The sequence below is a fragment of the Streptomyces sp. NPDC008139 genome, assembly GCF_042957025.1.
Classification (GTDB): domain Bacteria; phylum Actinomycetota; class Actinomycetes; order Streptomycetales; family Streptomycetaceae; genus Actinacidiphila.
The window spans coordinates 407,472-424,410 of the sequence record NZ_JBIBHM010000007.1 but is presented as its reverse complement, the minus strand read 5'-3'; the positions used below and the strand labels follow the sequence as shown (position 1 = coordinate 424,410).

The 16,939-nt window shown below is 71.9% G+C and carries 18 protein-coding genes; 10 read left to right on the top strand and 8 right to left on the bottom strand.

The window, feature by feature from the left end; all coding sequences use genetic code 11:
• Positions 1 to 105 precede the first annotated feature (105 nt).
• From ACFZBB_RS17470 to ACFZBB_RS17440, 7 genes are all read left to right on the top strand, one after another.
• On the top strand, positions 106 to 321 hold the full coding sequence (locus ACFZBB_RS17470; RefSeq protein WP_391123010.1) for a type II toxin-antitoxin system VapB family antitoxin: 216 nt from the start codon (positions 106 to 108) through the stop codon (positions 319 to 321).
• Entirely contained in the window at positions 318 to 740 is a 423-nt protein-coding gene (locus ACFZBB_RS17465; protein WP_391123007.1) for a PIN domain-containing protein, read from the top strand. The genes ACFZBB_RS17470 and ACFZBB_RS17465 overlap by 4 nt, the downstream gene beginning before the upstream one ends.
• Before the next feature lie 174 nt (positions 741 to 914).
• On the top strand, positions 915 to 1,739 hold the full coding sequence (locus tag ACFZBB_RS17460) for a Scr1 family TA system antitoxin-like transcriptional regulator (RefSeq protein WP_391123004.1): 825 nt from the start codon (positions 915 to 917) through the stop codon (positions 1,737 to 1,739).
• The gene (locus ACFZBB_RS17455) at positions 1,736 to 2,074 is read left to right on the top strand and encodes a DUF397 domain-containing protein (RefSeq protein WP_391123001.1); all 339 of its coding nucleotides are present in this window, start codon (positions 1,736 to 1,738) and stop codon (positions 2,072 to 2,074) included. Before ACFZBB_RS17460 ends, ACFZBB_RS17455 begins: the two co-directional genes overlap by 4 nt.
• Before the next feature lie 78 nt (positions 2,075 to 2,152).
• Positions 2,153 to 2,632 (top strand): SRPBCC domain-containing protein, encoded by a 480-nt coding sequence (locus ACFZBB_RS17450; protein ID WP_391122998.1) that lies wholly within the window; start codon positions 2,153 to 2,155, stop codon positions 2,630 to 2,632.
• Positions 2,633 to 2,714: 82 nt separating this feature from the next.
• Positions 2,715 to 3,293: an RDD family protein gene (locus ACFZBB_RS17445; RefSeq protein WP_391122996.1), complete on the top strand. Its 579-nt coding sequence runs from the start codon at positions 2,715 to 2,717 to the stop codon at positions 3,291 to 3,293.
• Positions 3,294 to 3,362: 69 nt separating this feature from the next.
• Positions 3,363 to 3,887: a hypothetical protein gene (locus ACFZBB_RS17440; protein ID WP_391122993.1), complete on the top strand. Its 525-nt coding sequence runs from the start codon at positions 3,363 to 3,365 to the stop codon at positions 3,885 to 3,887.
• 59 nt (positions 3,888 to 3,946) lie between these two features.
• On the opposite strand, the gene ACFZBB_RS17435 is transcribed toward ACFZBB_RS17440, so the two are convergent.
• The 5 genes from ACFZBB_RS17435 to ACFZBB_RS17415 form a co-directional block, all read right to left on the bottom strand.
• Entirely contained in the window at positions 3,947 to 4,450 is a 504-nt protein-coding gene (locus ACFZBB_RS17435; protein ID WP_391122990.1) for a DUF1877 family protein, read from the bottom strand.
• Positions 4,451 to 4,501: 51 nt separating this feature from the next.
• Positions 4,502 to 4,960, bottom strand: coding sequence for a GNAT family N-acetyltransferase (locus tag ACFZBB_RS17430; RefSeq protein WP_391122987.1), 459 nt, complete (start codon positions 4,958 to 4,960; stop codon positions 4,502 to 4,504).
• A gap of 175 nt (positions 4,961 to 5,135) precedes the next feature.
• Positions 5,136 to 7,559, bottom strand: a complete 2,424-nt coding sequence (locus ACFZBB_RS17425) for a polysaccharide lyase family 8 super-sandwich domain-containing protein (RefSeq protein ID WP_391122984.1) — start codon at positions 7,557 to 7,559, stop codon at positions 5,136 to 5,138.
• A 233-nt stretch (positions 7,560 to 7,792) separates the two neighbouring features.
• Positions 7,793 to 8,590: a response regulator gene (locus tag ACFZBB_RS17420; protein ID WP_391122981.1), complete on the bottom strand. Its 798-nt coding sequence runs from the start codon at positions 8,588 to 8,590 to the stop codon at positions 7,793 to 7,795.
• On the bottom strand, positions 8,587 to 9,720 hold the full coding sequence (locus tag ACFZBB_RS17415; protein ID WP_391122977.1) for a histidine kinase: 1,134 nt from the start codon (positions 9,718 to 9,720) through the stop codon (positions 8,587 to 8,589). The genes ACFZBB_RS17420 and ACFZBB_RS17415 overlap by 4 nt, the downstream gene beginning before the upstream one ends.
• 218 nt (positions 9,721 to 9,938) lie before the next feature.
• Between ACFZBB_RS17415 and ACFZBB_RS17410 the strand changes: the two genes are divergently transcribed.
• The 3 genes from ACFZBB_RS17410 to ACFZBB_RS17400 are packed head-to-tail and all read left to right on the top strand — an operon-like array spanning position 9,939 to position 13,122.
• Positions 9,939 to 10,886, top strand: coding sequence for an ATP-binding cassette domain-containing protein (locus ACFZBB_RS17410; RefSeq protein ID WP_391122975.1), 948 nt, complete (start codon positions 9,939 to 9,941; stop codon positions 10,884 to 10,886).
• Entirely contained in the window at positions 10,883 to 12,385 is a 1,503-nt protein-coding gene (locus tag ACFZBB_RS17405) for an ABC transporter permease subunit (protein ID WP_391122973.1), read from the top strand. The genes ACFZBB_RS17410 and ACFZBB_RS17405 overlap by 4 nt, the downstream gene beginning before the upstream one ends.
• Positions 12,382 to 13,122: an ABC transporter permease gene (locus ACFZBB_RS17400; RefSeq protein WP_391122970.1), complete on the top strand. Its 741-nt coding sequence runs from the start codon at positions 12,382 to 12,384 to the stop codon at positions 13,120 to 13,122. Before ACFZBB_RS17405 ends, ACFZBB_RS17400 begins: the two co-directional genes overlap by 4 nt.
• 21 nt (positions 13,123 to 13,143) lie before the next feature.
• Here ACFZBB_RS17400 and ACFZBB_RS17395 read toward each other — a convergent pair whose 3' ends face one another.
• The 3 genes from ACFZBB_RS17395 to cimA all read right to left on the bottom strand — a co-directional run bounded on the left by ACFZBB_RS17395 (position 13,144) and on the right by cimA (position 16,629).
• On the bottom strand, positions 13,144 to 14,082 hold the full coding sequence (locus ACFZBB_RS17395) for a hypothetical protein (protein WP_391122967.1): 939 nt from the start codon (positions 14,080 to 14,082) through the stop codon (positions 13,144 to 13,146).
• Positions 14,083 to 14,278: 196 nt separating this feature from the next.
• Complete coding sequence (locus ACFZBB_RS17390; protein ID WP_391122964.1) at positions 14,279 to 14,797, bottom strand: hypothetical protein; 519 nt, start codon at positions 14,795 to 14,797, stop codon at positions 14,279 to 14,281.
• Between the two features lie 218 nt (positions 14,798 to 15,015).
• Complete coding sequence (gene cimA / locus ACFZBB_RS17385) at positions 15,016 to 16,629, bottom strand: citramalate synthase (RefSeq protein ID WP_355348143.1); 1,614 nt, start codon at positions 16,627 to 16,629, stop codon at positions 15,016 to 15,018.
• Positions 16,630 to 16,939: the final 310 nt, after the last annotated feature.

Sequence of the window (16,939 nt, the reverse complement as noted above, 5' to 3'; positions counted from 1 at the left end):
CTCTCCGGGTTACCCGACAGTACGTGTGCCGTTCGTCACCGGCTCGTTTCGATATCGAGCGAGATATACTCGACACCTAAGTTGATATCACCGGAGGTGCATCATATGAGCCGGACCGTGATCGACCTGGACGACGAACTGCTCGCCGATGTGGCCCAGGCCCTTGGCACGGGCACGAAGAGAGAGACCGTCAACACAGCCCTGCGTGAGGTTTTGGACAACCGGAGACGAGCGCTCGCCCTCACGCGTTTGCGTGCCCAAGCCGCCAACGAGGCCTTCGACTTGGAGATCTTCGAGGACAAGAGGAACTACCGGCGGTGAGCGCGGCGCAGTTTCTGATCGACACCAGCGCCCTCGCACGGATCATGCGCGGCGACGCGGAGCAGTTCGGCTGGGACCAAGCGGCAGCGGCCGGTCTGATCGCCACCTGCCCGATCACCGAGTTGGAGTTCTTCTACAGCGCACGGTCGGCCGCCGACCGTGCGCAAGCCAGCGCGGACATGCGCATGCTGTTCGGCTGGGTGCCCGTGGACGACCGCGCGTACGACCGCGCCTGGCAGGTGCAGGGCCTACTCACGGAACGCGGAGAGCACCGCAGCGCCGGCGCCGTGGACTTGGTGGTCGCCGCCACAGCGGAACTGCAGGGCCTCACCCTCCTGCACCGCGACCGCGACTTCGAGTGCGTCGCGGCCGTTACCGGCCAGGCACTCCAGTGGTACGGGCCTCCGGCCGGGAAGTAGTCGGCCCCAGGGCAAGCCGGACCGCCCCGAGGCAGTTGACGGCCTCGGCGGGGCCGTGGATTTCGGCCCGCTACTGAAGAAGAGGCGCGGGACCGTACCCCGCGTGAACCCGTACAACCGGACTGTACGAGCCGGACGAGGGTGGCGCGGGTTTGGGACGGAAATAGAGATCGCATGCCCTACGGAAAGCGACCACGAAAAAACTCAGCGTGGCGCGTCATCGGCGCCACGGTCGGCCAGTTCAGGCGTGCGAGCGGTATGTCGCAGCAGCGGCTCGCCGACGAGGTGAACCTCAGCCTGGACCAGATCGCATCGATCGAGCAGGGCCGCAGACCGCTCGGCCTGCGGCTGGCCCGCCAGCTCGACCAGTTGCTCCGCACGAGCCAGACGCTGGAGGTGGCCGTCGCCGAAGTCCCGCAGGCGGAGCGGTATCCGCTGTTCGCGCAGGACTACATGGAGGAGGAGCCGCTGGCGCTGAGCCTGATGTCGTACGAGAACCAGGTCGTGCCGGGCCTGCTCCAAACCGAGGGTTACCCGCGAGCCGTGTTCGGCAACCTGTACCCGCCGCTCAGCCCCGACGAGCTTGAGGAGAAGGTCGCCGACCGAGTGACCCGGCAGAGCATCTTCGATCGCTTGCCCTGGCCGCCGATGATGACATTCGTCCTGGAGGAGTCCATCCTGCGGCGGCCGATCGGCGGCCGCAGGGAGTTGCACCGCCAGATCGCACACCTGCGGGAGCTGGCCCAACTCCCCTTTCTGAACATCCAGATCATGCCAACCGACCGTGAGAATCACGCGGGGCTCGCAGGTCCGATGGTGCTGCTGGAAACGCCCGCTCACGAGCGCTTGGCATACCTGGAAGGTCAACACGTGAGCGTCCTGGTCGATGATCCAGATGATGTCGCTCTGCTCCAACAGAAATATGGGATGCTGCGTTCACAGGCCCTCACGCTCGAGGAGAGCATGAGCCTGATGGACGATCTGCTAGGAGACCGATGAACCGCGCAGCACGGCCAAGCCCCTCCCCCGACCTCGTCTGGGTCAAGTCCAGCTTCAGCAGTGATGCGGGCGGGAACTGCGTCGAATTCGCCTACGACTGGCGCAAGTCCTCGTACAGCAGCGATGAGGGCGGGAACTGCGTCGAGGTCGCGTGCGACTGGCACAAGTCCTCACACAGCGGCAGCGAAGGCGGCAACTGCGTCGAGGTCGCCGCGCATCCGCAGGCGATTCACATCCGCGACTCGAAGGACCCCGAGGGCCCGGCGCTCACCGTCACGCCCGCCGCGTGGTCGGCGTTCGTGACGTTCGCCGCCGCGCAGCAGCCCGCGCTCTGACGTATCGGGCGACACGTCCGACGGATCGCCCGCACGGCGTGAGTGCGGGCGCCGCCGCTCCGGTCCTAGACTCGGCTCATGGGTAGGACCGACCGCGCCAGCCGGGTGATCGCGGCACCGCCGGCGACCATCTACGGCGCCCTCATCGACCGCGACTCCCTCGAAGCCTGGCTGCCGCCGGACGGTATGCGCGGCCGGATCGAGCACTGGGACCCCCGCCCCGGCGGCGGCTTCCGTATGGTGCTCACGTATCTCGACGCGGCCGACAGCCCGGGCAAGTCCTCGGACGCGACGGACGTCGTCACGGTCGCCTTCACGCAATTGGTCCCGCACCGCCGCGTCGTCCAGCAGGCCGTCTTCGAGGCGGACGACCCTCTGTACGCGGGCACCATGACGATGACCTGGTCTCTCACGCCCACCGACGACGCCGCCGGCGACGCCACCGAGGTCGCCGTCACCGCCACCGACGTACCGCCCGGTATCGACCAGGCCGACCACGAAACCGGCATCGCCTCCTCGCTCGCCAACCTCGCCACGTACGTCGAACCGATCGGCTGACCGGCCCCGGCTGGGCGAGCGGTACGCAATCGTTGCAGGTAGAGGGTTGTCTCCTGCCGGTGGGCCCTGTGTACTCGGCGGCATGAGTGACAGACAGCCACCTCCATACGACGGCAACAACGGCGGACAGTCCGGCCCCTGGGAGCACAACCCGCAGGGACAGCAACAGCCCAACCCCTATGGCCAGCCCGGCCCTTACGGGCAGGGACCCATACCGTCCTACCCCGGCGGCGGCCAGCCTGACGTCGCGAACTACGGCCAACAGCCGACCGGAATGCCCCCGTTGGCCAACTGGGGCGCGCGGGCGGGTTCGTACCTCCTCGACGCGCTCATCCTCGGTGTCCCGTACGCGATCCTGCGCTTCGGCATCGGCGGCACGGCCGGGGCCCTGCTGGGCGCGGTCGTCGCCCTGGCCGGTTCGATCTACTTCTCCTACATGGAGGGTACGACCGGGCAGACGCCGGGCAAGAAGATCGTGGGCACCCGCACGCTGCGCGAGGCGGACGGCCAGGTCCTCGGCTTCGGTCTGGCCTTCGGCCGGCGCCTGCTGCACATCCTGGACGCTCTGCCCTGCTACCTCGGCTTCCTGTGGCCCGCCTGGGACGCCAAGAAGCAGACCTTCGCGGACAAGCTCGTCCACTCCGTCGTCATCAAGCCCTGACCCGCACCCTGTTGTCCGGGCGCCCCGGCCCTGCCGCCGGGGCGCCCGGACACGGATAGGCCCGCCTCGATGGACTGGGACCGCGAACGTCCCTGGCGCGACAACATTTGGGTCCGCCTCGCGCCCGCCGTGCTCTACGTCGCCGTGTGCCTGTTCTGGCTGCCCGCCCCCACCGTCCCGGTCGTCGGCGGCATGGCCAGCGGCTTGGCGTTTGCGTGGCGAGACCTGAGAGCCCGGCGGCACATCGCCTCAGAGACCGGGCTCACCCCCCGGCAGGTCGCCGTGGCCGCCCGCCTCATGCGCAAGGAGGCCATCCCCTCCGACCCCACGGCCCGCCACGCCATGACCCTCCTCCTGCACCGCCAACGCCGGGCAGCCCGCACCACCCGCCGCCTGGCGCTCGTCCTCGCCACCCTCTTCGCCGCCCTGGGCACCGCCCTGCTCCTCTGGGGTCCCACCGCCAAGGACCTCGCCGCCATCTACCTGGCCCTTGCCGCCCTCCTTCTCCTCACGACCCTCCCCTTCACCCGCCGCACCACCCACCGCCTGGCCCGCACCGAAGCCCAGCTCACCCCGCCCCCTCCCCTGCCCTGAGCCCCCGCCGGAGGCTGTGGGGAGGGCGGTGGGTGAGGGGCTGGAGGCGCCGGGGGCGGCTAGCTGAGCCAGAGGGCTATCGCGTCGCCTTCGGTGGCTGCCGCTTGGAAGAAGGGGACGAGGGCCTCGTAGTGGTAGGTCGCGTATTCAAGCGTTTCGAGCGCTTGGCCCTCGACGCTCGGGTAGAGGACGCCCTCTTCGACCTCCGCTTCGGTGAGGTCCTTGGTGAGGGCGGCGCCCGGGAGTGCGGTCAGGGCGGCGGCGGCCGTGCGGACCTGGTCGGGGGTGAGGTAACGGGGCGGGCCGTAGCCCCAGTCGCCGGCGCCGGGTATCGGCTGGCCGCCGTGGACGATGTCGAGCGGGAACTCGATCCGCCGGAACAGGAAGTCCAGGGCGTCCCACGCCTTGTCGATGTCGAGACAGCGCGGCTGACCCGCGCCCGTGGTCTCCTCCGACTCGGTGTACATCAGGTCGAAGACGAACTCCTGCGTCCAGTCCGGTTCCCGGACTGCGCGGTCGAGTTCGGCGGGTGTCAGACGTGCGTAGTTCTCGATCATGCCCATGCGTCGCATGCTAGGGCCGGGGTCTGACACCCGCCGCCCCTGGAAAGGGGGTTACGGCCAGCGCATGGAGAGGTCGGGCTCCTTCTCCATGTTGCGGGAGCCGTCGTTGGTGTCGACCAGCGTGAAGCCGTGGTGCTCGTAGAAGGCGCGGGCGTCGGTATTGCGCTGGAAGGCGAAGAGGGTGAGGCCGCCGGGGCTGTGCGCCTTGGCGCGCGCGAGGAGGCGGCTGCCGATGCCCTGGCGGCGCACCTCCGCCAGGAGGTAGAGGGCGTCGAGGACCCCGTCCTCGACGGACGCGTAGCCGACGACGGTGCCGCCCTGCTCGGCCACCCACACCGCCGAGCCGGGCAGCACGATGTCCCGCACCCACGCCTCCACTTGGGCGTCCGTCCGTTTGCGCGGCGGCAGGTACGGCATGGTCACCTCGCGCGAGGTGACGTGGACGTGCGCGATGGCGGCGGCGTCGGCCGCCACCGCGTCCCTGACGATGGTCTCGGGGGTGTCTGTCACCCGCGTGACCTTACGTATGGGGGGCCGTGGGCTCGACCCATTTTCCGGCGCCCCTCGGAGGACGGGCCCTTACGGGATCGGCCCTGCACGGGATCAGCCCTGCACGGGATCAGCCCTGCACGGGATCGGCCCTGCACGGGATCGGCCCGCACGCGATGGGCCCTCGCGCGATCGGCTACCCCAGCGTGACCGTCGCGTGGTGAGAGGCCCCCGCCTTCCCCGGCGCGACGGTCAGCCGGAGAGCGGCCCCGGTCGCGGCGACCGTCACCGTCGGGTCGTGGGCGGTGACCGCGGTGACCGCCCGGGACCAGGTCAGGTCGAAGGCGGTGCCGGTGTGCGTGGGATCGCTGACGGACACGGTGGCGGTGGAGCCGGTCACCCGGATGAGAACGGCGGCCGGTGCCGTGACGGTGAGGGCGCCGACGGTCCCCGCGTTCCAGAAGTTGGCGGCGGTCACGCCCAGCGTGGGAACCGAAATCGCCTGCTGGGCAGCGTTGTTGGCGAGGACGGTGAGCCAGGAGGAGGCGGCGGCGCGGGCCGCGGTCGCGGTGGTCGTGGCGCCGGGCATGAGCAGATAGGCGTACGTACCGGCGGTCGGGTCGACGCCGTGGTCGTACCACGTGGTCAGGTAGCGGCGGGTGACGGCGTCCGTCGTGCCGCCGGTGTTGATGTCGTGCCAGGAGCCCGTGCGGGCCTCGCGCAGGGCGCTGAAGGTGGCGCCGCCGGGGAAGACGTAGCCGCCGAAGCCCGCGAGCTGGGCCCACTTGGCGCCGGTGAAGGTCTTCGTCCAGCCGAGGGTGGCGGGTTGGACGGTGCCGTCGACGGTGAAGGCGTGGGTGCCGCTCGCGCCGAGGTTGCGGTTGTCGATGACGGTCTCGATCCGTACGCCGTCGGTGGCCTTGATCCCGGCGCCGAGGCAGACGATCGCGTCGTCCAGGCAGAACCACGACTTCTTGCCGAGCATCGTGGAGCCGAGGCCCTTCACGTACTGCCCGACCGCCGCGAATTCGCCGTCCGTGGCGCCGCCCGCCCACACCGTGTCCGGCCGCGCCGCACCCCACGCGCCGCCGTACGCGTCGGCGAGCGGCTTCGTCGAGACGGTGGTGCCGGGCAGCCGGTACGGGTTGACGGTGGGCCAGAAGTCGTCGCTGTACTGGCCGTTGCCGAAGCCGGCACCCCACCAGCTCAGCATGCCGTTGTTGGTGTGCCAGCCCCGCAGATTCTCACCGTTGCCGGTCTCGTAGAACGTGGTGCGCGCCGAGCACATGCTGATCGCCGCCGCCCAGCCCGAACGGCGGTGCACGGCACGGTCCATGGAGCCGAACAGCCGGTGCGCGACGGGTTCGGCGACGGCCGCCGTGCCCGTGGCGTCGGCGACGGACTTCAGCCGGGACAGGTCGGCGACGCCGAGTTGGGGATCGGACAGCACCGGGCTGAAGGCGTCGCGGCCGATCCAGCCCTTCAACAGGCCGTTCCAGCGGGCCTGTTCCGCGGCGGACGCGCCTTGCGCGAGGACCGCGATGTTGGCCAGCAGGGTGTGGCCGCGCAGGTGGTCGTCCTGCTTGACGTGCTGCGCGTCGGCCGCCGAGACGCCCCGGCTCTGGGCGCGGCCGACCACCGGGTCCATCAGCAGGCCGTTGTAGATCCACGGCGCGTACGCCTTCTCGACCATGTCGAGGAAGAGCTGCCGGTTCGGGTCGGTCACCGCCCAACCGGAGCCGCCCAGCAGGGCGAAGAGCCGTCCGAGCCCGTCGATGAGCACCTGCCCGTACGACCCGGTGTACGGCACCCATGTGTGCTGGATGAACGACCCGTCCGCGTAGAAGCCGTCGCCCGTCGTCACGTACGGGAACACCGGCGACAGCGCGTCCCTGGCCAGCGCGAGCTTCGCGTCGCTCTTGCCGATCACCCCGCGCAGCGCCAGCACCCGGCACAGGTCGACGCGATTGGCGCCCGTGCTCGTACCCGCGTACGACGCGACCGCCGAGTCCGGCACGAAGTGGTCAACCGCCGCTGTCCAGGCGGATATCCGGTCCGCCGAGAGGCTGCCGCTGTCGTAGGCGAGGGCGCAGATGTCCAGGAGCAGGCGCGGGCTGCCGATCTGCCAGTCCCACCAGTTGTCGTACGTGGCCCGGGTCGCGTTGTACGCCTGCGTGTGGAGGTGGTCGAGGCCGGTCACGACCTTGGCGAGCAGGGCGGGGTCGGCGGTGGAGCCGGTGCCGGGCTGGGCCCACGCCTGGGCCATCGTGCTGAGCCGCGCGTAGCTGTTGGTGACGCCGGCCGAGGCGGTCAGGAAGGGGTAGTCGGGCCAGAGCGAGCCGGTGGCCGGGGCCATGCTCGCCGCGTACGTACGGGCGTTGGCGCCGAGGGCGGTGAGCTTGGCGGCGTAGGGGGCGGCGGCCGGGTCGAAGCCGGTGCCGAGAAGGAGGGTGCGCCAGCGGGCGCGCAGGGTGTCGTAGGCATCGGCGGCCACTGTCGTCGCGTCGGCCGTCGCTGCCGCGTAAGCGGTTACCGCGGGCAGCAGATTCGCGAGGGGGACGGCGCAGGCTGCGGCGCTCAGCGACTGGATGAGGGTGCGGCGAGACCAGGTCGGGGGCATGTCAGGGGAACCTCCGGGCGCATCGGGAGTGTTTCCGCTCAAGTGCAAACGGTTTCTAACACGACGGCGCACAGGACAGCAATGGTCTGGACAACGTGGGTGCGGGGAGGTGGGGGCGGGGAGGTGCGGGCGGGCGGCCTTCGGGCGCGAGGACGTGGGCGTTGGCGTGGGCCCGGTCCTGGGGCTGGGGCTCGGGCTCGGGCTCGGGCTCGGGCTGGGCCCGGCCCTGGGCGTCAGGCTCGGTCGCGCGCGCCGGGCACCACGAGCCCGGACTCGTACGCGGCGACGACCGCCTGCGTGCGGTCGCGCAGCCCCAACTTCATGAGCACCCGGCTGACATGGGTCTTCACCGTCTCCTCGGTGATCAGCAGCCGCTTGCCGACCTCCGGGTTGGACAGGCCCTCCGCGACCAGGCGCAGCACCTGCGTCTCGCGGGGGGTGAGGGCGGCGAGGGCCGCGTGCGCGCTCGGGGCCTTCGGCGGCTCCTGGTCGCCTTGCCCCGAATCGCCGTGCTCCGGGCGGCGGTTGGCGAATTCGCTGATCAGCCGACGGGTGACCGTGGGGGCGAGCAGGGCCTGGCCCTCCGCGACGACCCGCACCGCGTCGAACAGGCGCTCAGCGGTGACGTCCTTGAGCAGAAAGCCGCTCGCGCCCGCGCGCAAGGCGTCGTACACGTACTCGTCCAGGTCGAACGTGGTCAGGATGAGGACGCGCGGGCCCTGCGCGGAGCCGGGCTGGGCGGCCAGCCGCCGGGTCGCCTCGATGCCGTCCATGGTCGGCATCCGTACGTCCATCAGGACGACGTCCGGGCGCAGTTCGGCGCAGACGCGTACGGCCTCGGCTCCGTCGCGCGCCGTGCCGACGACGGTGAAGCCGGGCTGCGTGTCGAGCAGGGCGGCGAAGCCGGTGCGGACGACGTGGTGGTCGTCGGCCACGACGATACGGATCGCGTCCGGCACGGGCGCGGCATCGGGTGCGGGTGCGGGTGCGGGTGCGGGTGCGGGTGGGGGTGTGGCCCGGTCCGGGGTCATCGGGGCTGCTCCGGGGCGGAGTTGGCGGGCAGGACCGTCTCGACGAGGAACCCGCCGCCGTACGCGGGGCCGGTGCGCAGCTCGCCGCCGACGGCCGCCGCGCGTTCGCGCATGCCGAGCAGGCCGAGGCCGCCGCCGGGCGGTGACGCGGGGGGCGGACCCGGTCCGTTGTCCCGGATGCGGAGCGCCAACGTCCCTTCTTCATAGTGCAGTTCGACGTCCACGGCGGCGCCGGGGGCGTGCCGTCTGGCGTTGGTCAGGGCTTCCTGGACGATGCGGTACGCGGCCAGCTCGACGCCCGGGTCCAGCTCCAGGGCCGCGCCGCGAACGATGAGGCGCGCGCCCGTGCCCGAGGTGTCGCGTGCCTCGTCCAGCAGCTCGTTGAGCTGGAGCAGGCCGGGTTGCGGCTCGCGCGGCGGCTCGGCTTCGGCGTCCTCGCGCAGGACGCCGAGCAGCCGCCGCATCTCGGTCAGCGCCGACCGTGCCGTGTCGCCGATCGCCGACAGCTTCGCGGCTCCCGCCTCCGGCATTCCCGGCGTCGTGAGCCGCGCCGTTTCCGCCTGGACCGCGACCATCGAGATGTGGTGCGCCACGACGTCGTGCAACTCCCGTGCGATACGGGCCCGTTCGCCACGCGCGGTGTGCTCGACCAGCGATCCGGTCAGCCGCTCCCGCACCGCGCTGTGCGCCTTGGCCTCGTCCCGCGCCCGGCGCGCGATCCCCGACCAGGCCGCCGCCGGGGCCGCCGCCGCGAGCAGCAGCGTCAGAACCGCCGTCTCGTGGGCCAGGGTCAGCGCCACGTACGGCAGGGCCAGCACCGCCGCCGCCACCGGTGGGCCTCTGCGGCCCAGCTCGTGCAGCACCGCCGCCTGCGCGCAGGCGCCGCCCACCGTCAGGGCGTGGAACGGTGTCACGGCCACCGTCGCCGCCGCCGTCACGGTCACCGTCGCCGCGGTGGGGTTCTGCCGTACGACCGCGAGCGGCACCGTCGTCGCCAGCGCGAGCAGCACCATCGCGGCGGCGAACCTCCCGCTCACCCCGCTGGCGCTCGTCCGCGCGACGCACTCCCCCACCGCGCCCGCCGCGGCCACCGCCGCCCCCACCCCCACCCTGCGGTCCGCTTCCCTCACCCCCTCATTCTCCCCACCCCTCCCCTACCCGCCATCCCCCACCCGAGGGACCCCGCGGCCCATGAACAACAGCGTCTGCCCCGCTGGGGCCGGTCCCTTCCTTGCGGGAGCAACACGGCTGAGCGCGCAGTTCCCCGCGCCCCCAACGGGGCACCCCCCGCAGGGGGTCGCTCGGGTGGGGGACGACCGGGGGGTGGGGGGTGCATAGCTTGGGCGGCATGGAGATTGAGGTGCGGGGGCTGCGGAAGCGGTACGGGGGGACGGCGGCGTTGGACGGGATGACGTTCGGGGTGAGGGAGGGGGAAGTGACGGGGTTCGTCGGGCCGAACGGGGCCGGGAAGTCGACGACGATGCGGGTGGTGCTGGGCCTTGACGAGGCGGACGAGGGGACGGCGTTGATCGGGGGGACGCCGTACGGGAAGCTGCGGGATCCGCTGCGGAAGGTGGGGGCGCTGCTGGACGCGGCGGCCCTCCAGCCGAGCAGGAGCGCGCGGAACCATCTGCTGTGGCTGGCGCACGCGCAGGGCCTGGGGGCGCGCCGGGTGGACGAGGTGATCGAGCAGGCGGGTCTGGGATCGGCGGGGCGGCGGAAGGCGTCGGGGTTCTCGCTGGGGATGCGGCAGCGCCTGGGGATCGCGGCGGCGCTGCTCGGCGACCCGCCGGTGCTGATGCTGGACGAGCCGTTCAACGGGCTCGACCCCGAAGGCATCGCCTGGATGCGCGGCTTCCTCACGTCGCTTGCCGCACAAGGCCGTTCCGTCCTGCTGTCGAGTCACCTCATGAGCGAGTTGCAGGACACGGCGGACCACCTCGTAGTGGTGGGCCGGGGCAAGGTCATCGCGGACACGAGCGTGAGCGAACTGATCGGGGCCGCGTCCGGCGACCGGGTGACACTGCGGACGACGGCGCGCTCCGACGCGATGACGGTCCTGGCACGGGCCGGGGCGACCGTGGCGGCCATCGACCGCGAGACGCTGACCGTCGAAGGGCTACCGCCCGAGGACGTCGTACGGCTGCTCGGCGGGAGCGGCGTGCCGTTCTCCGAAGTGTCGTCGCACCGGGCGACGTTGGAGGAGGCGTACATGGAACTCACCCGTGACGCCGTGGAATTCCGGGCCACCGAGCCCGTACGCCACGACCTCCCCGGTGGGGAGCCAGCCCGATGAGCGGTCCCGTCCTGCGTCAACTCCGCGCCGAATGGACCAAATTCCGCACGGTGCGCGGCTGGGTGATCGGCCTCGTCGCCGCCGCGCTCGTGACCGTCGTCGTCGGCGTGCTCAGCGCGCAGACCTCGCACGCCACCTGCCCGGACCAGCGCCCCGACCAGCCCTGCACGGGCCCGAGGGCGCCCGGCGGCCAGGCCGTGACCGACTCCTTCTACTTCGTGCACCGGACACTCGCGGACCACGGCGGCCTCACCGTCCGCGTCACCTCACTGACCGGCTCCGCCGCCCCCTGGGCCAAAGCCGGGATTCTCGTGAAGGCGGGCACCCAACAGGGCTCTTCCTACGCCGCGTTGATGGTGACGGCCGCCCACGGCGTCCGCCTCCAGCACGACTTCACGCACGACACGGCCGGCGCGCCCGGCGCCGTATCGGCCGCGTCCCCGCGCTGGCTGCGGCTGACCAGGTCGGGCGCGACGCTGACCGGTGAGGAGTCGACGGACGGTACGCACTGGACGGCGGTCGGAACGGCGCGGCTGACCGGGCTGTCGTCCGCCTCGGCCCCGGCCCAGGCGGGCCTGTTCACCACCTCTCCCCCGCTGACCGAGGCGTCCCGCCAGCGCTACGGCGGCGTCAACAGCACCGACCAGGCCACCCGCGCCACCGGCACCTTCGACCACGTCGCCCTCAACGGCGGTGCCACCGAAGGCACATGGCGCGGCGAGCAGATCGGCGGCGACATCGCGGGCGAGACGGCCGGGCCCTCCGGCTACCGCGAACAGCCCGACGGCACCTTCACCGTCTCCGGTACCGGCGACATCGCGCCGAACGTCGGCGGACCGTCCGCCGGTGGCGGCGAGACCATCGAGCGCAGCCTCCTCGGCACCTTCACCGGGCTGATCGTGGTGATCGTGATCGGTACGACGTTCATCACCGCCGAGTACCGGCGCGGGCTGATCCGTACCACTCTCACCGCGAGCCCCCGGCGCGGCCGTGCGCTGGCCGCGAAGGCCGTCGTCATCGGCGCCGTCACCTTCGCCGCCGCGCTGCCCGCCGCCGCCGCGGCCGTGCTCCTGGGCAAGTGGCTGGTCCGGCCGAACGGTTTCACCTTCCCGGTGACCGCGCTCACGCAAGTGCGGGTCATCGCGGGCACCGCCGCGCTCCTCGCGCTCTGCGCCGTGCTCGCGCTTGCCGCGGGCGCGGCCCTGCGCCGCAGCGTGGCCGCCGTGACGGCGGTCTTCGCCGCCACCGTCGTCCCCTACCTGCTCGCCACCGGCTCCATCCTCCCCGAAGGACCGGCCAGTTGGCTGCTCAGGACCACCCCGGCCGCGGGCTTCGCGATCCAGCAGAACATGCCGCGCTACGGCTGGGTGGACAGCACGTACACCCCCGCGTTCGGTTACTTCCCGCTCCCGCCGTGGGGCGGACTCGCCGTCCTGGCCGCGTGGACGGCGGCGGCGCTCGGCGTGGCCGTGGTCCTGCTGCGGCGGAGGGACGTATGAAGCGCGCGCTGCACGCCGAGTGGACGAAGGCGCGTACGGTGCCCGGCACCGGGTGGCTGCTGCTCGCGGTGCTGACGCTGACGGTGCTGGTCAGCGCGCTCGCGGCCGGTACGGCGGACTGCACGGCGGCCGGGTGCCGCCAGGACGTGGCGAAGACGGCGCTGACCGGGATCTACGTCGGCCAGGCGGTCGTGGCGGTGCTGGCCGTGCTGACGATCAGCGGCGAGTACAGCAGCGGGATGATCCGGACGACGCTCACGGCGGTGCCCCGGCGGCACGTCGTACTGACCGCGAAGGCGCTCGTCCTCACCGGGCTGGTGCTGGTGACCGGGGCCGTCACCGTCGCGGGCTGCCTGGTGACGGCCCGGCTGCTGGTGCCGATCTCGCTGACGGACGGGTCCGTGCTGCGGGCGGCGGCCGGTTCCGTGCTGTACCTCGCGCTGATCGCGCTGCTCAGCCTGGGCGCGGCGACGGCCGTACGGGACTCGGCCGCCGCCGTGGCGGTCGTGCTCGGCCTGCTCTACGCGCTGCCGCTGGTCGCCCGGCTCGTCACCGACCAGGACTGGCAGCGGCGGCTTCAGCGGGTCGAGCCGATGACGGCCGGGCTGGGCATCCAGGCCACGGTCGACGTGGGCGCGCTGCCGCTGCCGCCGTGGGCGGGACTCGGGGTGCTGGCCGCGTGGGCGGCGGCTGCCCTGCTCGGGGGCGGGCTGCTGCTGCGGGGGCGGGACGCGTGACGGAGCAGCGGGCGGCGCTCCTCACAGGGCGGGCAGGTGCAGGCGGCCCCGGCCCTCCCGCACGTTGGGCAGGACGGTCGGGTCGCCGACCAGCGCGCCCTCCAGGTCCGCCGTCACCCGCAGGGCGTGTTTGCCCAGGTAGACGGGGCCCGGCTCGGGCTCGTCGCGGTAGAGGACGAAGCCGGTGACGCGGTCGACGCGGTTCGGGAGCAGTCGCCACACGCCGGTCGCGGAGCACACCGTCGCCTCCGGGACCGCCTCGGCCAGCCACGCGGCGGCGCTCGCCTCCACGGCGGCGCCGAAGCGCTGGCTGTCGTCGAAGGGGCGGACGAGGTCCAGGCGCCCTGAGCCGGGGACGGGGACGCCGTCGCGCCATGCGAACCAGGCACGGTAGTAGGGGCGTTGGCCGGACAGGGCGGCGAGCCGCCGTCTCGCGGTCACCCGCAGCAGCGTCGGGGCGCTCGGGTCGCGGTCCTTCAGCCCCGCCACCAGGTCGGGGTGGGCGATCAGTACGGTCGTGGGCGTGGCGCGGGACCAGCGGGTCAGGCACGCGGCGATACGGGTGAGGAGGTCGTCGACCGTTCCGTTACGGGGGTCGGCCGCGATCCACGGCTCGGCGACGACGTTGCCGAGGGCGTACACCTCGTAACCGCCTTCGCGGAACGCCGCGTTGAGGCTGCGCCACGCTTGCGCCCGTTCCAGGGCGTCCGCCACCGCCTTCCGCAGCTCGTCCTCTTCCGGCTCCGTCCGGTCCACCCTCAACCGCACGACGGCGTCCGGGTCGTCCGTCACCCGGAACATCACCTCGGCGCCGCCGGCCGCGGGGAAGCGGGAACGCGCGCCGTAGACGGCCAGCCGGCCGGGGAAGAGGCGTTCGCCCATGCGGGCCGCCGTGCGGCGGTGCCGCCGCGTGCCGAGCAGACCTGTCGCCGCTCCGAGCAGCATCACCAACCACAGCACGGGGGGCTCCTTTCGCCTTCCCCGACGCTAGCCGTCCGCATCCGGCGCGGGCCTGAGCATCCGTACTCATCCTTCCCGGGGCGCGGCCCCGTGCGGTTCCCCTACTGCTGTGGGGCGGTTCGCCGATCTTTTGAGGGGCCGCGTCCTGGGGAGAGGGGCGCGGCCCCTGGGGGAAAGGGGCGCGCCCCGGAGGGGGTTAGCAGCCGCCGCAGGTGTAGAAGAGGGCGTCCCAGTGGCTGCCCTCGTCGGCGTAGATGTTGCCGGAGGCAGCCTGGTACTGGGGGTAGCCGTCACCGCGGAGACCGATGTAGGTGAAGGCGTTGTGGATGTAGTTGGTGATGCAGGTGTTCTTGCCGAAGTCGAGCTTGTAGCCGTTCCAGTGGGAGTACGTGCCGCTGGCGTGGCCGGTCTCGGTGCCGCCGGTGATGTTGAGGGCGCAGCCGCTGGCGTGCTTGAGGGTGACGGCGCCCTGGGCGGTGGTGAGGTTGAGCTGGTCGAAGGACGTACACGTCGAGACGTTGCGGTTGGAGCAGCCGCCGGAGGACGACCAGGTGATGCCCGCGCCGCTGAACATGCTCGTCGCCTGGGCGTGGGTGAGCTTGGTGACGGCGAACGCGTCGGTGGAGCTAGCCAGTCCGATGCCGGGGGCGAACACCGCGGTGAGGACGAGAGTCAGGACACTGAGCACGGATCGGGCGCGCAGACGTAGCGTCATGCGATTCCTCCTGCTGTTTCCGCTGGGGTGGGTGGTGTGCGGGTGACCGGTGTGCAGGTGGCGCAGGAGGAGTGTGCCCGAGGTCTACGCGCGTCCGCCAGTGTCCGCACATGAACGGTCCCGGTCGCGAGGAACACGACCGGGACCCGGGGCACGGCAAAGACCGGTAAAGGCCGGCAAACGGCCCACGAAGGGTGACGCCCGGGGGCGAAATCCCGCTACTGCTCCTGGGGTTCGAGGCCCGCGCGCAGCAGCCCGTACGTGTACGCGTCGTCAAGTGCCGCCCAGGACGCGGCGATCACATTGTCCGCGACGCCGACCGTGGACCACTCGGCGGCGCCGTCCGTGGTGGTGATCAGGACGCGGGTGGTGGAGTCGGTGCCCGAACGGCCTTCGAGGATACGGACCTTGTAGTCGACCAGCGCGAAGGCGGCGAGCTGCGGGTAGATCCGGCCGAGGGCCGCGAGCAGGGCGCGGTCCAGGGCGTTGACCGGGCCGTTGCCCTCGGCGGTGGCGACGATGCGCTCGCCCTTGGCCCACATCTTCACCGTCGCCTCGTTGGCGTGGGTGCCGTCGGGGCGGTCCTCGGTGATGACGCGCCAGGACTCGGTGCGGAAGAAGCGGCGCGGGCCGCCGTTCTCAGCGCGTTCCAGCTCCTCGCGCAGCAGCAGCGCGAACGACGCGTCGGCGGCCTCGTAGGTGTAGCCCTTCAGCTCGCGTTCCTTGACGCGCGCGACGACTCGGCCGACCAGCTCGCGGTCGCCGCCGAGGTCGATGCCGAGTTCCTTGCCCTTGAGCTCGATGGAGGCGCGGCCCGCCATGTCGGAGACCAGCATCCGCATGGTGTTGCCGACCTGCTCGGGGTCGATGTGCTGGTAGAGGTCGGGGTCGACCTTGATCGCGGAGGCGTGCAGACCGGCCTTGTGCGCGAAGGCGGAGACGCCGACGTAGGGCTGGTGGGTGGAGGGCGGGAGGTTGACGACCTCGGCGATGGCGTGCGAGATGCGGGTCATCTCGCCGAGCGTGCCGGGCGGCAGGACGCGGCGGCCGTGCTTGAGCTCCAGCGCGGCGACCACCGGGAAGAGGTTGGAGTTGCCGACGCGCTCGCCGTAGCCGTTGGCGGTGCACTGGACGTGGGTGGCGCCCGCGTCCACGGCGGCCAGGGTGTTGGCGACCGCGCAGCCGGTGTCGTCCTGCGCGTGGATGCCCAGGCGCGCGCCGGTGTCGGCCAGGACCAGCCCGGTGACGGCCTGGACCTGGGCGGGCAGCATCCCGCCGTTGGTGTCGCACAGGACGACGACGGACGCGCCCGCCTCGTGCGCGGCCCGTACGACGGCGGTGGCGTAGGCGGCGTTGGCCTTGTAGCCGTCGAAGAAGTGCTCGCAGTCGACGAAGACGCGGCGGCCCTGGGCGACGAGGTGGGAGACGGTGTCCGTCACCATCGCCAGGTTCTCTTCGAGAGTGGTGCGCAGGGCCAGTTCCACATGCCGGTCGTGGGACTTGGCGACCAGGGTGATGACCGGGGCGCCGGAGTCCAGCAGGGCCTTGACCTGCGGGTCCTGCGCGGCGACTGCGTTGGGGCGGCGGGTGGCGCCGAAGGCCACCAGCGTCGCGTGTTTCAGGTCCAGTTCGGTGGCGGCGCGGGCGAAGAACTCGGTGTCCCGGGGATTGGCGCCGGGCCAGCCGCCCTCGATGAACCCCACTCCGAAGTCGTCCAGGTGCCGGGCGATCGTCAGCTTGTCGGCGACGGTGAGGTTGATTCCCTCGCGCTGGGCGCCGTCGCGCAGCGTGGTGTCGAAGACGTGGAAGCTGTCGTCCAGTTCGGCGGTCATGGCTGTCGTAACTCCTGTCGGGTGAGTGGGTTCCCGTCCGGACATGCGGATATCGGGAGGATCCAGCTCCACTTGCCCCCATCGTCCCTCGCGCTCCGCCTCCCGGCGGTGGTGGGCCGGAAAACGAAAAAACCTCTCGCGGATGCGAGAGGTCTGCACGCGGGTCTGGGCGGGTGACGCTCCCCTGTGGTCAGGGGGTCAGTCACTGCGGACCGGCGTGCCTGCGGCCAATAATCACGTTGGCGTACGGGTGCACGCTGGCAGTGTGCCACAAACCGGACCGCTCGGGACGCCGGTCTCACCATTCGGT

Coding starts and splice junctions, on each gene's coding strand:
- ACFZBB_RS17470 (WP_391123010.1), top strand. CDS start 106: ATGAGCCGGACCGTGATCGACCTGGACGACGAACTGCTCGCCGATGTG.
- ACFZBB_RS17460 (WP_391123004.1), top strand. CDS start 915: ATGCCCTACGGAAAGCGACCACGAAAAAACTCAGCGTGGCGCGTCATC.
- ACFZBB_RS17455 (WP_391123001.1), top strand. CDS start 1,736: ATGAACCGCGCAGCACGGCCAAGCCCCTCCCCCGACCTCGTCTGGGTC.
- ACFZBB_RS17450 (WP_391122998.1), top strand. CDS start 2,153: ATGGGTAGGACCGACCGCGCCAGCCGGGTGATCGCGGCACCGCCGGCG.
- ACFZBB_RS17445 (WP_391122996.1), top strand. CDS start 2,715: ATGAGTGACAGACAGCCACCTCCATACGACGGCAACAACGGCGGACAG.
- ACFZBB_RS17440 (WP_391122993.1), top strand. CDS start 3,363: ATGGACTGGGACCGCGAACGTCCCTGGCGCGACAACATTTGGGTCCGC.
- ACFZBB_RS17435 (WP_391122990.1), bottom strand. CDS start 4,450: ATGGGCATGATCGAGAACTACGCACGTCTGACACCCGCCGAACTCGAC.
- ACFZBB_RS17425 (WP_391122984.1), bottom strand. CDS start 7,559: ATGCCCCCGACCTGGTCTCGCCGCACCCTCATCCAGTCGCTGAGCGCC.
- ACFZBB_RS17420 (WP_391122981.1), bottom strand. CDS start 8,590: ATGACCCCGGACCGGGCCACACCCCCACCCGCACCCGCACCCGCACCC.
- ACFZBB_RS17410 (WP_391122975.1), top strand. CDS start 9,939: ATGGAGATTGAGGTGCGGGGGCTGCGGAAGCGGTACGGGGGGACGGCG.
- ACFZBB_RS17405 (WP_391122973.1), top strand. CDS start 10,883: ATGAGCGGTCCCGTCCTGCGTCAACTCCGCGCCGAATGGACCAAATTC.
- ACFZBB_RS17400 (WP_391122970.1), top strand. CDS start 12,382: ATGAAGCGCGCGCTGCACGCCGAGTGGACGAAGGCGCGTACGGTGCCC.
- ACFZBB_RS17390 (WP_391122964.1), bottom strand. CDS start 14,797: ATGACGCTACGTCTGCGCGCCCGATCCGTGCTCAGTGTCCTGACTCTC.
- cimA (WP_355348143.1), bottom strand. CDS start 16,629: ATGACCGCCGAACTGGACGACAGCTTCCACGTCTTCGACACCACGCTG.